Origin of the sequence: Sinorhizobium terangae (genome assembly GCF_009601505.1) — a bacterium.
Taxonomy (GTDB): Bacteria; Pseudomonadota; Alphaproteobacteria; order Rhizobiales; family Rhizobiaceae; genus Sinorhizobium; species Sinorhizobium terangae.
Map to the genome: position 1 here is coordinate 250,419 of NZ_WITC01000017.1, position 14,534 is coordinate 264,952.

General features: G+C 63.5%; 11 protein-coding genes. 3 read left to right on the forward strand and 8 right to left on the reverse strand.

Going from position 1 to position 14,534, the window contains the following annotated elements; translation table 11 throughout:
• Positions 1-19: 19 nt before the first annotated feature.
• Positions 20-1,264 (reverse strand): ABC transporter substrate-binding protein, encoded by a 1,245-nt coding sequence (locus GHK62_RS02980; protein WP_153436846.1) that lies wholly within the window; start codon positions 1,262-1,264, stop codon positions 20-22.
• Positions 1,265-1,594: 330 nt separating this feature from the next.
• Between GHK62_RS02980 and GHK62_RS02985 the strand changes: the two genes are divergently transcribed.
• Positions 1,595-2,665 (forward strand): LacI family transcriptional regulator, encoded by a 1,071-nt coding sequence (locus GHK62_RS02985; RefSeq protein WP_153436847.1) that lies wholly within the window; start codon positions 1,595-1,597, stop codon positions 2,663-2,665.
• Between the two features lie 105 nt (positions 2,666-2,770).
• Here GHK62_RS02985 and GHK62_RS02990 read toward each other — a convergent pair whose 3' ends face one another.
• Genes GHK62_RS02990 through GHK62_RS03010 form a run of 5 tightly spaced genes read right to left on the reverse strand, consistent with a single transcriptional unit; the run spans position 2,771 to position 8,711 of the window.
• Positions 2,771-4,279, reverse strand: coding sequence for an aldehyde dehydrogenase family protein (locus GHK62_RS02990; RefSeq protein ID WP_153436848.1), 1,509 nt, complete (start codon positions 4,277-4,279; stop codon positions 2,771-2,773).
• The gene (locus GHK62_RS02995; RefSeq protein WP_153436849.1) at positions 4,279-5,058 is read right to left on the reverse strand and encodes an enoyl-CoA hydratase/isomerase family protein; all 780 of its coding nucleotides are present in this window, start codon (positions 5,056-5,058) and stop codon (positions 4,279-4,281) included. Before GHK62_RS02995 ends, GHK62_RS02990 begins: the two co-directional genes overlap by 1 nt.
• Positions 5,051-6,664, reverse strand: coding sequence for an acyl CoA:acetate/3-ketoacid CoA transferase (locus GHK62_RS03000; RefSeq protein WP_153436850.1), 1,614 nt, complete (start codon positions 6,662-6,664; stop codon positions 5,051-5,053). The genes GHK62_RS02995 and GHK62_RS03000 overlap by 8 nt, the downstream gene beginning before the upstream one ends.
• 5 nt (positions 6,665-6,669) lie before the next feature.
• Entirely contained in the window at positions 6,670-7,671 is a 1,002-nt protein-coding gene (locus GHK62_RS03005; RefSeq protein ID WP_153436851.1) for a Gfo/Idh/MocA family protein, read from the reverse strand.
• Positions 7,668-8,711, reverse strand: a complete 1,044-nt coding sequence (locus GHK62_RS03010) for a LacI family DNA-binding transcriptional regulator (RefSeq protein WP_153436852.1) — start codon at positions 8,709-8,711, stop codon at positions 7,668-7,670. Before GHK62_RS03010 ends, GHK62_RS03005 begins: the two co-directional genes overlap by 4 nt.
• Before the next feature lie 313 nt (positions 8,712-9,024).
• On the opposite strand from GHK62_RS03010, the gene GHK62_RS03015 reads away from it, so the two are divergent.
• The gene (locus tag GHK62_RS03015) at positions 9,025-10,197 is read left to right on the forward strand and encodes a dihydrodipicolinate synthase family protein (RefSeq protein WP_153436853.1); all 1,173 of its coding nucleotides are present in this window, start codon (positions 9,025-9,027) and stop codon (positions 10,195-10,197) included.
• A 107-nt stretch (positions 10,198-10,304) separates the two neighbouring features.
• Here GHK62_RS03015 and GHK62_RS03020 read toward each other — a convergent pair whose 3' ends face one another.
• Both GHK62_RS03020 and GHK62_RS03025 read right to left on the reverse strand, forming a co-directional pair.
• Entirely contained in the window at positions 10,305-12,392 is a 2,088-nt protein-coding gene (locus GHK62_RS03020; RefSeq protein WP_153436854.1) for a M3 family metallopeptidase, read from the reverse strand.
• Positions 12,393-12,483: 91 nt separating this feature from the next.
• Positions 12,484-13,125, reverse strand: a complete 642-nt coding sequence (locus GHK62_RS03025; RefSeq protein WP_153436855.1) for a LysE family translocator — start codon at positions 13,123-13,125, stop codon at positions 12,484-12,486.
• A gap of 378 nt (positions 13,126-13,503) precedes the next feature.
• On the opposite strand from GHK62_RS03025, the gene leuB reads away from it, so the two are divergent.
• Positions 13,504-14,534: 3-isopropylmalate dehydrogenase (leuB, locus tag GHK62_RS03030; protein WP_153436856.1), on the forward strand; the 1,031-nt coding region annotated here is incomplete at its 3' end.

A 14,534-nucleotide genomic window follows, 5' to 3' on the forward strand; every position in this document is an offset into this window, starting at 1 on the left:
CAATCCCTCCTTGCGTCGCTTACTTCGCGGCCTCGACCGCAGCGGCAAGTTCCTTCACCGCGTCTTCCGAGCTGAGCTCGCCGTTGAACTGGCGGGTCACGACGTCGTAGATCGCGTTCTTGACGGCGGCCGGATTGGCATGGCCGTGGGCCATGGAGCCGTAGAGCGTGCCGTTGGCGTTTGCTTCGGCGAGGTCCTTGATCCCCTTCTTGCCGCAGGCGTCGAAGTCGGTGTCCGGAACGTCGGTACGGGCCGGAACGGATCCCTTGACGACGTTGAAGGCCGACTGGAAGGTCGGGCTTTCGATGGCGGAAGCCATCTGCAGCTGGGCCGGAACCTTGTCATCCGAGACCTTGAACATCGCGAACTGGTCGGAGTTGAAGGTGACGGACCCTTGAGTTCCCGGGAAACGGATGCAGACGAAATCGGTGCCCGGCACCTTCTTCGCCTTCAGGAATTCGCCCTTCGCCCAGTCGCCCATGAACTGCAGGCCGGCCTTGTTCTCGATGACCATGGCCGAAGCAAGATTCCAGTCGCGGCCGGAGAAGTTATCGTCGACATAGGAGCGGAGCTTCGTCATGCGGTCGAAGGCTTCCTTCATCTTGTCGCTACCGAGCGCTGCCGGATCGAGGTCGATGAAGGCCTGCTTGTAGAAGTCGTTGCCGAGCGAGAGCACGACGGCATCGAAGATCGTCGCATCCTGCCAGGGCTGGCCACCATGAGCGACCGGCGTGATGCCCTGCTCCTTGAACTTGTCGAGCAGGGCGATCAGCTCATCCCAGTTCGTCGGCTCCTTGCCGCCGGCCTTGTCGAGGGCGGCCTTGTTGATCCAGACCCAGTTCGTCGAATGGACGTTGACCGGTGCGGCGATCCAGTGGCCGTCATACTTCGAGAATTGCTGCAGCGCGGACGGAACGACCTTGTCCCAGCCTTCCTTGCCGGCGATGTCGTCGAGGTTGCCGAGCGCGCCTTCCTTGGCCCAGTCGAGAATGTCGAAGCCAAGCATCTGCACCGCCGTCGGAGCGTTACCGGCGGTGACGCGGGCGCGAAGCACGGTCATGGCTTCCGTGCCGCCGCCGCCGGCGACCGGCATGTCGGTCCAGCCGATGCCCTTGCCTTCCAGGTCCTTTTTCAGAACGTCGAGTGCCGCAGCCTCGCCGCCGGACGTCCACCAGTGCAACACTTCCACGTTCTCTGCTGCGCGCACGGCCGTCGCCGCCAACATCAGTGCTGCAACAGCCGTCGTCGTCATCAACTTGCGCATCGTTATCCTCCCGTTTGCAAGTTACCGAAGCGGAATCTCCTCCCGCTTTATTCGATGCCGCCCGTTCTCCCCGGACGGCAATGGGCCTGCGGCATGCGCCGCCCGGCCAATTTAAAACGTTACAAATACAGCCAAGTCAAGCGCACAAGCCCTTTCTGATGCTTTGCCAGCCAAACCAACTGAATTTGCTGGATTATACGGCAACACCGACATGGTGCAACGCAACAAATCCGGCTCCTTCTATCCATTTAAAACGTTTTCATCATACGATTGCCTAATGGTTCGCGTCACGTTACAAAGCCGCTCTTGATCGTTCGCAGGAAGGAACCCTTGGCCGCTCGCTCCAAACCCGTCAGTTCCGGCAACGGCCCGGCAAAAGGCCGCGGCAAGCCGACCCTGCGCACCATAGCGGACATTACCGGTCTTGCCGTCACGACGGTGTCGCGGGCGCTCGCCAACGCCCCGCAAATCTCCATCGAGACGCGCAACCGCGTTCGCCAGGTGGCGCTCGATATCGGCTACTCGCCGGACCGTGCGGCCCAACGCTTGAAAACCGGCCGCACCAACGTCATTGCGGTCCTGCTCGAGCCCCATGAGGAAATACTCGGATACGGAACCTCCGTCATGGCCGGCATCGCCAAGGCGCTGCAGGGCACGTCGTATCACCTGATCGTCATGCCGAATTTCCTGAATTCGGCGAACATCGATGCGATCAACTACATCATTCGCAACAGCATGGCGGACGGCTTGATCTTCTCGCGTACGGAGCCGCTCGATGCCCGCGTCATGCTGCTCTCCGAAAACGGCTTCCCTTTCGTCACGCACGGCCGCACCGAACTCGCGACGCCGCATCCCTTCGTCGACTACGACAATTTCACCTTCGCCTACGAAGCGACGCGCCGGCTGATCGCCAAGGGACGGCGCAGGCTGGCGCTGATCAGCGGACCCGCCGGCTACACCTTCGCCGGCCATATCCAGCACGGCTTCATGACCGCAGTGCGCGAGGCCGGCTGCGCCTATGAGATCCTTTCCGACATCGACCTCGACAGCCCGGCGGGCGCGATCCGCGACCGCATCCGCCGGCGCTACGCCGAGAAGGACCCGCCGGACGGTTTTGCCTGCGGCGGCGAGGTCTGCGCGCTTGCGACGATTACCGGCATGACCGACTGCGGCCTGACGCTTGGGCTCGAATACGACATCGTCGCCAAGCAGACGTCGCAGCTTTTGAGCGCGATCCAGCCACGGGTCGACACGATCTACGAAGACCTGACCGCAACCGGCGAGCATATGGGCCGCATCCTGCTGCGCCGCATTGCCGGCAGCACCGACGTCAACGAACTGCAGTTGCTGCTGAGCCCCGAGCTTCCCTTCGAGACGCAACCGGCGAGCGTGGCTGACTGAACCCGGCGCGACAGGCCGGCGCGCACGGGAGTGCGAAAATCGCCTCCCGCTCCACTTCGCGCTTGCCGTCCGTGTCCGCATGTCAGCTCTCCTCCCAATCCGGCTTCAGCGCGGCATCCACCAGTTGGTGCGCTGGCCGATATGCATGTTGAGCGTCTTGGTTTCGGTGTAATCCTCGACCGCGTGACGTCCGAGTTCACGGCCAAGGCCGGACTGCCGGTAGCCGCCGAAGGGCAGTTCCGAGGCGCCGTCCATGAAGGTGTTCATCCAGATCGTGCCGGCGCGCACGCGCCGTCCGATCGTGAGGCAGGTGTCGAAATCGCGGCTCCAGACGCCGGCCGAAAGTCCGTAGTCGATGGAGTTGGCGATCTTGATCGCCTCTTCCGTCGTCTCGAAGGTGAGGACGGACAGAACCGGGCCGAAGACCTCTTCGCGGGCGACCGCCATTTCCGGCCTGACGGCAGAGAGAATGGTCGGCGCCATGAACTGCCCCATGCCGAGGTCGAGCGCCGCACCGCCATGGGCGACAGTCGCGCCATCGCTGGAAGCCGAAGAAACATAGCCGGCGATCTTTTCGAGGTGCTGCGGCGTGATGATCGCCCCAACCTGCGTTTCGGGGTCAAGGGGATCGCCGACCTTCACCTTGGCCGAGAGGCTGGCGATGCGCGCCGTCACCTCGTCGGCGATATCGCGATGGAGGATCAGCCGGGAGCCAGCATTGCAGCATTCGCCGGCATTGAAATAGGCGCCGAAGACGGCGGCATCGATGAACTCGTCGAGATTGGCGTCGGGGAAGACGATCTGCGGGTTCTTGCCGCCGAGTTCCAGCGAGACCTTCTTCAGAGTCTGGGCGGCGTTCGCCATGGTCAGCCGGCCGACACCCGTCGAACCGGTGAACGAGACCATGTCGACGTCTGGATGGCTCGTCAGCGGCGCACCGGCCTCCGGTCCCGTGCCGACGATGATATTGACGACACCCGCCGGAACACCCGCCGCCTCAAGAATTTCACCGAGAACGAGCGTCGAGCCCGAGGTGAGCTCGGACGGTTTCACCACCGTCGTGCAGCCGGCGGCAAGCGCGAAGGGCAGCTTCTGGCTGACGATCAGGAAGGGGAAGTTCCAGGGCGTGATGATCGAGACGACGCCGATCGCCTCGCGCAGCACGACGCCGAGCGTGCCGTCGCCGAGCGTATTGTAGCTTTCGCCGGAAAGATCGCGAGCGAGTGCTGCGGCGTAGCGCCAGATATCGGCCGCTCCTGCCAATTCGCCCTTCGCCTGGCTGATCGGCTTGCCCGATTCGATCGCATCGAGAAAGGCGAGCTCATCGGCGCGGGCGGCGATCATGTCGGCGGCGCGCAGCAGGACGAGTGACCGCTCCGACGCGGTCATGCGTGGCCACGGGCCGTCATCGAAGGCACGCCTTGCCGCAGCGATCGCGCGTTCGGCATCGATCTTCTTCGCCGCCTGGTAGCGGCTGACGGTGACGCCATGGCCGGGCGCAACCCGCTCGATCGTGCTGCCTTCCGCGCCATCAACCCACTTGCCGTCGATCAGCATCCGGAATTCGCGAACCTTGTAATCGCCGAGCGCCTTGGGTTTCACCAGAACCGTCATCACCATTCTCCCTTGAAGCGCGCTTCGCGCTTTTCGCTGAAGGCCGCGACGCCCTCCTTGAGATCGCCGGTCTTGGCGACAAGGATCGACCCCAGCGCCTCGACCGCAGCGCCCTTGTCCTCGCCATTCGCCGAGGCGATCATCAGTTTCGATATTTCGAGCGCCGCCGGTCCGCGGCTTGCGATGCGCGCGGCATAGTCCCGCGATGCCTGCATGACGGTGCCTGTCTCGACCACGGCATCAACCAGCCCCTCCGCCCTCGCCTCCTCCGCGGAGAACATTTCGCCGCCGAGCACCATGCGGCGCACGATCTGTGCGCCGAAGCGGGAGACCAGGCGCTGCGTGCCGGACCAGCCCGGCACCATGCCGAGGCTCGTTTCGGGGAGGCCGATCTTCACCTGGCGTTCAGCGATGCGGATATCCGCGGCCGCCGCCAGTTCCAGCCCGCCACCGAGCGCATGACCGTTGAGCGCCGCAATCACCGGCATGCGGAGCGTCGCCAGTCGCTCGAAGACGCGGTGGCCGAAGCGCACCCAATCATGGCCGAATTCGGCGGCATCCATGCCACCCCAGGCCTTGATATCGCCGCCGGCGGAAAAGGCCTTGCCCTCCCCGGTCAGGATCACGACGCGCACAGCACGTTTCACCTCGACCGCGTCGCAGGCGGCAGCGAGCGCCTTCAGCATATCGATGTCGAAGGCATTGAGCTTTTCGGGCCTCGACACGGTCATGATGGCGACCGCGCCTTCGACCTCAATCCGAATGCGCTCGTCAGCCATGCGCGCCTCCCGCAATTTTCCGCGCAGCCTTCGCCGGCAGCGTCAGACCGAGCGGCGCCTCGTTGAATAGCACGCTATCCATCTGCTTCAGCCGGTCGGACACGATCAGCGGAAATTCGGATTGGTCGAGGATATGTTCTTTGAGGTCCGCGCCGGGCGCGATTTCGGTGAGCACGACGCCTTCCGGCGTCAGCTTCAGCACGCAGCGCTCGGTCACATAGGTGACATCCTGCCCCTGTTCGACCGCCCGGCGGCCGGAGAAGGTGACGTGTTCGACCGCATTGACGAGTTTCTTAAGCTTGCCTTCCCTTTCGATGACAAGCTTACCGTCGGCGACCGAGAGTTTCGCGCCGGCATTGAACATGCCCGAGAAGACGATCTTTCTCGCCCGCGCGGTGATGTCGACAAAACCGCCGGCGCCCGCCGTCACATGCGGCCGGAAGCTGAGCTTCGACACGTTGACCGAGCCGGTGCGGTCGATTTCCAGGAAGGAAAGCAGCGAGGCATCGAAGCCGGCGCCCTGGAAATAGGTGAACTGGTAGGGCGACGGCATGAAGGCGTCGGCATTCGACGCGCAGCCGAAGGCGAAGTCGAGGAGCGGCACGCCGCCGACCGCCCCCTGCTCGATCACCCAGGTGACCGCGCCGTGCAGGCCTTCTTCCAGCAGGATCCGCGGTACATTGGCAGAAATGCCGAAGCCGAGATTGACCGCACTCCCCGTTTCGAGCTCCTGCGCGACGCGGCGGGCGATCACCTTCTGGATGCTGAATTCGGGAACGCGAAAGCTGTCGAGCGGGCGGAAGATCTCGCCGGAGATGGCGGGATCGTAATGCGTCTGCGTCGTCTGCTTCTGGTCCGGGTCGACCACCACATAGTCGACGAGCACGCCCGGCACGCGCACGTCATGGGGCTTAAGCGAGCCTTCCTTGGTGATGCGCTTGACCTGGGCAATGACGATGCCGCCGTTGTTGCGGGCGGCGAGCGCCTGATCGAGCCCGCCGAGATAGGCGCCCTCGTGTTCGTAGGTAAGATTGCCGCGCTCGTCGGCGGTCGTCGCCCGGATGATCGCCACCTGAGGCGCGATCGCCTTGAAATAGAGCCATTCCTCGCCCTCGAAGGCGATCTTCTTCACCACCGGCTCGGCCGCGGCGGACGCGTTCATGGCGCAGCCTTCGCGCGAGGGATCGACGAAGGTGTCGAGCCCGACCTTGGTCATGACCCCCGGGCGTTTCGCCGCCGCCTCGCGATGCATGTCGAAGAGAATGCCGGAAGGAATGTTGTAGGCCGCCACTTCGTTGGCCCCGATCATCTGCCAGATCAGCGGCGGCTCGGCGCTCGACGGGCCGGAAGGATAGGATCCGCCGATGATCTTCTTCAGCAAGCCCTTCTTGGCGATATAGTCGACGCCCTTGATCCCGCTCATGTCGCCGGCCGCGATCGGATGCAGTGTCGTCAGGCCACGCGGGTGGCCGGTCGCATCGAAACGCTCGCCGATCGCCTTCAGCATCAAGTCCGGGCATCCGAGACCGCTGGAGGAGGAGACCGACACGACCGCGCCGTCGGGTATCAGGGCTGCCGCTTCCGCCGGGGAAATATGCTTGTTCATGGAGTTCAAAGTCCCGTTTCGATTGCCGCGGCCGTGCCAGTCGCCGCCGCCTTGAGCACTGCAAGGCCGGTCGCCAGCGACCAAACGCCGTCTTCGCCGGTGGCGGTGGGGGCGCCCTTGCCTTCGATTGCCGCATGGAAAGCGGAAAGCGCCGTTTCGTAGAGATTGCTGTGGTCGAGCGGCAGTTCGCTTTCGCCCTCTTCGTTGCGCAGCAAGACGGTGCCGACCGGCCGCTGCGTCATCACGTTGCGGCCGATCAGCGAGCCTTCGGTGCCATGCACTTCAAGACCGGTCTCGGCATATTTCGTCGTGAAAGCATCGTGGAACTGGGCGATGACGCCTGAACGGAAGCGTAGGACCCCCATCACGCCGTCTTCCAGCCCCTCCTTGCCCATGCCGGCACTGTGGCTGATCGCCACGGCCTCAATCGGGTCGTCGTTCAAGATGAAGCGCAGCGTGTCGGCGTCATGCACGGTGATGTCGAGGATGACGCCGCCGCCCGCTTCCGGCCTGTCGAGCCGCCAGCCCTGAAGATGCGGCGGCAGATAGACGGCATGAAAGACACGTGCGGCGATCGGCCGACCAATCCTGCCAGCGGCGATTGCGTCGCGCATGGCGCGATGGGTCGCGGCATTGCGCAAGTGGTGGTTCGTACCGAGCACGACACCGGCCTCGCATGCGGTGAGCACCATTTCGCAGGCGTCATTGAGGTTCATCGCCAGCGGCTTCTCGCAGAGCACGTGCTTGCCGGCACGGATTGCCGCCAGCGCCTGGTCGTGATGCAGTTCGTTGGTGGTGGAGATATAGACCGCATCGACGTCCGGATCGCCGACAAGATCCGCGACGCTGGTGACGGCCGTGGCGATGCCGTTTTCCGCAGCATAGGCCTGGCCGCGCTCCTCGCTGGAGCTCATCACCGAAACAGCCTCTCCGCCCGCGGCGCGGATGGCGCCGATTACCCATTCGTGCGCGATCGTGCTCGCACCGATCAATCCCCAGCGAATCATGACGAAACCTCCTTCAATCTTCGTTCGATCGCTGCACCGCAGCTCTGGCGAACGACGAGCCGCACCGGACTGACAATTGCCTCCGGCTCCGCCCGGCCCGCCTTGATCTGCTTCAAGAGCAATTCCGCAGCACGCTCGCCCATGCCCTGCGGATCGACCGAGACCGTGGTGAGCGCAGGCACCGCCGTCTTCGCCTCGATGACGTCGTCGAAGCCGATCACGGCAAAATCCGCGCCCGGCTCCAGCCGCCGCGCCCTGAGCCCGTCGCAGACCCCGAAGGCGACGGCATCGTTGAAGCAGAGCGCCGCGGTCGCCCGCTCCTCCAGCATCATTGCCTGTTCGATCGCAGTCACGCCGCCGGCGCGCGACGGCGCGGAGCCGATGACAAGGTCATCTCCCGCGTTAAGGCCCGCCTCGCGGAGCGCATCGCGATAGCCGCGCACGCGCGCCTCGAAGACCGCGGTATCGGCAAAGCCGCCCAGAAAGGCGATGCGGCGATGGCCGCGCGCGATCAGGTGGCGGACCGCCGCCAGCGCCCCGGCGCGATTGTCCGAGATCAGCGATGAAACGCCCGCGCCGGCGATGTCGCGCACGACGAGCACCACGGGAATGCCGCTCTCGACGAGCGGCGCGAGATCGGCGGCTTCCGTTCCGCGCGCCGGCGAGATGATGAGCCCTGACACGCCATGCTCGCGCATCGACGCGATGACCTCGCGCTGGCGCTCGCTCTTCTCGCCGGTGTTGGCAAGGAACTGCACGAAACCCGCGGACTGCACCACGGCATCGACGCCGACGGCGAGTTCCGCGAAGAAGCTGTTGGTCAGGTCGTTAACGACGATGCCGATGATCTTCGATGTCGCCTGGCGCAGGTTGGCGGCGCTGCGATTGTAGACATAGCCGAGCTCGCGGATCACCGCGTTCACCTTGGCCCGCGTCGCCTCGTTGACCAGCGAGCTGCCCTGCAGGACGAGCGACACGGTCGACTTCGACACGCCAGCGGCGCGCGCAATGTCGATAACCGTCACCCGCTCCTTTGCCATCAATATCCTCCCGACCTGCATTTCATCTCTCTCCCACTTAATAATTGGAACGTTCCAATTTCGTCAAGAGGCTTTTGTTCACATTTTTACGGCCCTGTACTTGGCTCTGGGGAACCAGTCAGCGCGACGCTAAACGGAAAATACGCTTGTTTTTTCGACACTTAGGTAGCATGACGACCCTTCCACATGAAAGGCGCCGGCCTTTGACGGGATCTAAAACGATCGCAATCAGATGCGGTGGCTGATTTTCGAACTTGATATTTGGAACGTTCTAAATTATTCCATGGCGCAAACCTGAGGAGGATTCACGCTCATGACCAGCCTGCTCCTGCCGCGCCAAGACGGCTCGCTAGAAACCTACCGGCTCCAGGGGACGCCGATCGCCCGGCCCACGAGTGTCCCGACTTTCAACCGCATCGCCTATGCGGCCGCGCATGTCGTTTCCGATCCGCTGCGTGACAGCGATCCTTGGGGAAGGCCGGCAATCGACTGGGAAGCGACGATGGCCTTTCGCCATCACCTCTGGAGCCTCGGCTTCCGCATCGCCGAGGCGATGGACACTGCCCAGCGCGGCATGGGGCTTGCTTGGGCCGACGCGCAGGAGCTGATCCGCCGTTCGCTTGCCGAGGCGAAGAGTGTTGCGGGCGCCGATCTCGCCTGCGGCGCCGGCACCGACCATCTTTCTCCGGACGCGGCGCGCTCGATCGAGGACGTCATCGCCGCCTATGAGGAGCAGATCGGATTCGTCGAGGGTGAGGGCGGCCGGGCGATCATGATGGCGAGCCGCGCTCTCGCCCGCATTGCACGATCGACCGACGACTACCGCCGTGTCTACGGCCATATCCTGCGCCAGGCCAAGGACAAGGTGGTGCTTCACTGGCTTGGCGACATGTTCGACCCACAGCTAAGGGGATACTGGGGATCGGAGAATTTCGAGGAAGCGCTGGAAACGGTACTGTCGATCATCTCCGAGAACAGCGCCAAGGTCGAAGGCATCAAGATATCGTTGCTCGACAACGCCAAGGAAGTGGCGCTGCGCAACGGCCTTCCAGAAGGCGTGCTCTGCTTCACCGGCGACGATTTCAACTATGCGGAACTGATCGAGGGGGACGGCCAGAAATACAGCCATGCGCTGCTCGGCATCTTCGACGCCGTGGCGCCCTCGGCTTCAAAGGCGCTTGCCGCCCTGGCAGACGGCGATCTCACCACCTTCCGCGGTGTGATCGAGCCGACGGTGCCCTTGTCGCGCAAGATCTTCGAGGCGCCGACGCAATACTACAAGGCCGGCGTCGTCTTCCTCGCCTGGCTGAACGGCCACCAGCGCCATTTCACCCTGCCGGCCGGCCTGCAGTCCGCCCGCGGGCTCTTGCACTATGCTGACATCTTCCGGCTGGCTGACCGCGCCAATGTGCTCGACAAGCCGGAGTTGGCAGTGGCGCGGATGCGCAATTTTCTCGCCGTCCTCGGCGTCGAGCAGGCGGACTAGAGCGGGACGAGGAAAGTCCGAGGGTTCTCCGCCCGCATCCCGCTCTCTAACTCATTAGAATCGATCACGTTTATGATTTAGGTCGATTCGACCTAAATCATCGTGATCTAAGTGGCGGGCGAGGGCGGCGCTACAGCCGCCAGCCCCTTCTTCTTCAGCATCGCGTCCGGATCCGGCAGCTTACCGCGGAAAGCCTTGTAGGCATCCTCCGGATCAATGGCGCCGCCGACCGAATAGATGTTGTCCTTGAGCTTCTGCGCGGTCTGCGGATCGAACGGATTCCCGGTTTCCTCGAAGGCGGCGAAGGCGTCGGCGTCGAGCACCTCCGACCACATGTAGGAATAGTAGCCGGCGGAATAACCATCGCCGGAAAAGACGTGCAGAAAATGCGGGCTGCGATGGCGCATGACAATCGACTTCGGCATGCCGATCCTTTCCAGCGTCGCCGCTTCCAGCGCCATCGGCTCGGGGAGCGTTTCCGCCGTGTGATAGGCCATGTCAACCAGCGCCGAGGAGGTGAATTCGACGGTTGCGAAGCCGGAATTGAAGGTTCTCGCCGCCAGCACCTTGTCGAGCAGGGCCTGCGGCATGGGCTCGCCGGTCTGATAGTGCACCGCATAGGTCCTGAGGATATCCGGCACCGTCAGCCAGTGCTCGTAGAGCTGCGAAGGCAGCTCGACGAAATCACGCGAAACGCCGGTGCCGGAGACGGACGGGTAGGTGACGTTGGAGAGCATGCCGTGGAGGGCATGGCCGAATTCATGGAACAGCGTGCGCGCGTCGTCAATCGAGAGCAGCGCCGGCTTGCCGTCGGCCGGCTTCGCAAAGTTGCAGACATTGTAGACGATCGGGATTTCGCCGATGCCGCCATTCTTCAGCTTCAGCCTGTGCTGCGACTGGAATGAACTCATCCACGCGCCGGAACGCTTGGAGGAACGGGCGAAGTAATCGCCGAGGAACAGCGCCACCAGCTTGCCGGAGGCGTCGCGTATCTCGAAGACGCGCACATCGGGATGATAGGCGGGAACGCCCTTCTTCTCCGTGGCCGTCACGCCGAAAAGGCGATGGGCAACATCGAAGCAGGCGTCGATGATCTTCTCGAGCTGGAGATAGGGCTTCAGCTCGCTTTCCGAGAAGCTGAACTTTTCGGCGCGCAGCTTTTCCGCATAGTGGCGCCAATCCCAGGGCATGACCTCATGATTGCGGCCTTCGGCGGCGATCATCTTGGCAAGATCCGCCTCTTCCTCGCGGGCGCGCACCACAGCCCTTTCCCAGACCTGCATCAGCAGCCCGTTCACGGCATCAGGAGTCTTTGCCATGGTGTCATCGAGCTTCAGCGCCGCGAAATTCTCGTAGCCGAGCAGCTTTGCCTTCTCGGCCCGGAGCGACAGCGTCTCGGCGATGATACCGAGGTTGTCGGTCTCACCGCCGTTTTCACCGCGGGCCGTCCATGCCCTGAAGGCCTGCTCGCGAAGCTCGCGATTGTCGGAGAAGGTCAGGAACGGTTCGATGATCGAGCGCGAGAGGGTGACCGCATATTTGCCGTCTTCGCCTCGGTCGCGGGCGGCGGCCGCCATGGCATCCTTGAGGAACTCCGGAAGGCCGGCGAGTTCCTCCTCGCTCGTCAGAAACAGGGCCCAGTTCTTCTCGTCGGCAAGCACGTTCTGACCGAACTTGGCGCCAAGGCCGGCAAGTTTCTCGTTGATGGCGGCAAGCCGCTCCTGCTCAGGCTTGTCGAGTTTGGCGCCCGATTTGACGAAGCCCTTCCAGTGGCGCTCGAGGACACGCATCGCCTCAAGGTCGAGGCCGAGCTCTTCCCGCTTCTCCCACAATGTGTCGATGCGGCTGAACAGGGCCGGATTCATCCCGATCTTCGAATAATGCCGCGACATCTTCGGCGCGATCTCGCGCTCGAGGGCCTGAATCACGTCGTTGGTATGGGCGCCGGCCTTGTTCCAGAAAAGCGCCGAGACACGAGAAAGCTCGTCTCCGGCGATTTCGAGGGCGATGACCGTGTTTTCGAAGGTCGGCGCTTCCGGATTATGGGCGATCGCATCGATCTCCGCTTCATGGGCTGCGAGTGCCGCGTCGAAGGCGGGCGCGAAATCTTCGTCCTTCACCGCATCGAAGCGCGGCAGGCCTTCGTGTCCGGTCCAGTTCACCAGGGCAGGGTTGAGCGAAGCGCTTGCAGTCATGAGAATTCCTTTCGCATGCAGGACCGGCGGACGCAGGAGATCATCGGCGTGCCGGCGGAGACGTTTGAAGTGGTTGGCAACCTGATCAACGTCAAGGCTTGCGCACCCCGAAAAGACCGGGCGCCGCATGCCAGACCGCCTGCGCGGCGAAACCGATGAACAGGAGGCCGGAAAGCCGGACAATGGCCAGTTCGTGACGGCGATAGAAGCGGCGCACGACGGACGCGCCGATGATCGCGATCAAAATCACGTCGGCGACGAGGAACCCGATGAGCGACACGGCGAGCAGCATCGGCAAGGCGTTGAACTCGAGCGCATTGGCGGAACCGGCAAGCAGCGCCGTGAAGGTCGCCAGTGCCACCGGATAGCCTTTGGGATTGGTGAGCCCGAAAATCAGCCCGCGGCGCAGCGGTCGCTCCACCGTCAGCAGGGCGCGATTCTCGCCCTTCGGCCGGGCGCGAAGGGCGGTCCAGCCGATCCAGGCGAGATAGGCGCCGCAGAACAGGCCGAGAATGTCGAAGATTGCCGTGCCGATCGATCGCGCACCGACGATCGCGACAAGCGCCAGCGTCGACCAGACGATGTCGCCGGCGAGATGCCCGCCCATGAACAGCGCACCGGCCTTCCGGCCCTGGCCAGCACCGATGCCGAGCAGCGCCAGAAAGGCGGGGCCGGGGATCAGCGTATAGGAAAGCGCGGCGAGAAAGGCACTGACAAGAAGCGTCTCGGACATCTGGAATCCCCGTTTAGAGTCCGGCCATTCGAGCGTCCGGCAGTTACTCCGTCAAGCGGAAATGGATCGTGAAACGGCGGCGCGACACCGCATTTTGTGGCATCATCAGCGGCCACGTGATGGGTTGCGGAAGGTGAGGGCGTCGATCGTAGCGCGGATCAGGTCCGCAACGGCCCGAACGAATTTGCGCATGGGACTTTCTTTCGCCTTTGCGCGACCCGGAACTGGTGTCGCCCAACACCTTCTCACAGGCGGACGAGCACGCCTGTTTCGCGGGGAACCCGCCGCGCCGCGCACAAATCTTTCGTTACAAAGATTTCCCTCGATACGAAGTTGCGCTAAGAACGCGCCCGAGTTTCCCCTTGAGAAGGACTATCCATGACTGTGCGCAAACTCTTCCTTCTGCCCGGCGACGGCATCGGCCCGGAAGCCATGGCGGAAGTCCGCAAAATCATCGCCTACATGAATGCCGAGCTTGGCGCCGGCTTCGCGACGGACGAGGGCCTTGTGGGCGGCTCGGCCTATGACGCCCATGGCGCGGCCATTTCGGAAGGGGACATGTCGAAGGCGCTTGCCGCCGATGCCGTGCTCTTCGGCGCCGTCGGTGGACCGAAGTGGGATGCGGTACCCTACGAGGTGCGGCCGGAAGCCGGTCTGCTGCGCCTGCGCAAGGATCTGGAGCTCTTCGCCAACCTGCGGCCCGCCATCTGCTATCCGGCGCTTGCCAACGCCTCCTCGTTGAAGCCGGAGCTGGTCGAAGGCCTCGATATCCTCATCGTGCGCGAACTGACCGGCGGCGTCTATTTCGGCGAGCCGAAGGAGATCATCGACCTCGGCAACGGCCAGAAGCGCGGCATCGACACGCAGGTCTACGATACCTACGAGATCGAGCGCATCGCCGGCGTTGCCTTCGAACTCGCCCGCACGCGCAACAACCGTGTCTGCTCGATGGAAAAGCGCAATGTGATGAAATCGGGCGTGCTCTGGAACCAGGTCGTGACCGAAACGCACAAGGCGAAATATGCCGATGTGCAACTGGAGCATATGCTGGCGGATGCCGGCGGCATGCAGCTGGTGCGCCAGCCGAAGCAGTTCGACGTGATCGTCACCGACAACCTCTTCGGCGACATGCTGTCCGACGTCGCCGCCATGCTCACCGGTTCGCTCGGCATGCTGCCTTCCGCCTCGCTCGGCGCGCCGGATCCGAAGACCGGCAAGCGCAAGGCGCTCTACGAGCCCGTGCACGGCTCGGCACCGGACATTGCCGGCAAGGGCATTGCCAACCCGATCGCCATGATCGCCTCCTTCGCCATGTGCCTGCGCTATTCCTTCAACCTCGTGAAGGAAGCCGACAACCTCGAAAAGGCGATCGCCAACGTGCTCGACAAGGGCATCCGCACCGGCGACAT

Excerpts from the sequence above, each read along its gene's own strand:
- GHK62_RS03010 (WP_153436852.1), bottom strand. The coding sequence starts at position 8,711 with ATGGCAAAGGAGCGGGTGACGGTTATCGACATTGCGCGCGCCGCTGGC.
- GHK62_RS02980 (WP_153436846.1), bottom strand. The coding sequence starts at position 1,264 with ATGCGCAAGTTGATGACGACGACGGCTGTTGCAGCACTGATGTTGGCG.
- GHK62_RS02990 (WP_153436848.1), bottom strand. The coding sequence starts at position 4,279 with ATGACGGTTCTGGTGAAACCCAAGGCGCTCGGCGATTACAAGGTTCGC.
- GHK62_RS03015 (WP_153436853.1), top strand. The coding sequence starts at position 9,025 with ATGACCAGCCTGCTCCTGCCGCGCCAAGACGGCTCGCTAGAAACCTAC.
- GHK62_RS03020 (WP_153436854.1), bottom strand. The coding sequence starts at position 12,392 with ATGACTGCAAGCGCTTCGCTCAACCCTGCCCTGGTGAACTGGACCGGA.
- GHK62_RS02995 (WP_153436849.1), bottom strand. The coding sequence starts at position 5,058 with ATGGCTGACGAGCGCATTCGGATTGAGGTCGAAGGCGCGGTCGCCATC.
- GHK62_RS03005 (WP_153436851.1), bottom strand. The coding sequence starts at position 7,671 with ATGATTCGCTGGGGATTGATCGGTGCGAGCACGATCGCGCACGAATGG.
- GHK62_RS03025 (WP_153436855.1), bottom strand. The coding sequence starts at position 13,125 with ATGTCCGAGACGCTTCTTGTCAGTGCCTTTCTCGCCGCGCTTTCCTAT.
- GHK62_RS03000 (WP_153436850.1), bottom strand. The coding sequence starts at position 6,664 with ATGAACAAGCATATTTCCCCGGCGGAAGCGGCAGCCCTGATACCCGAC.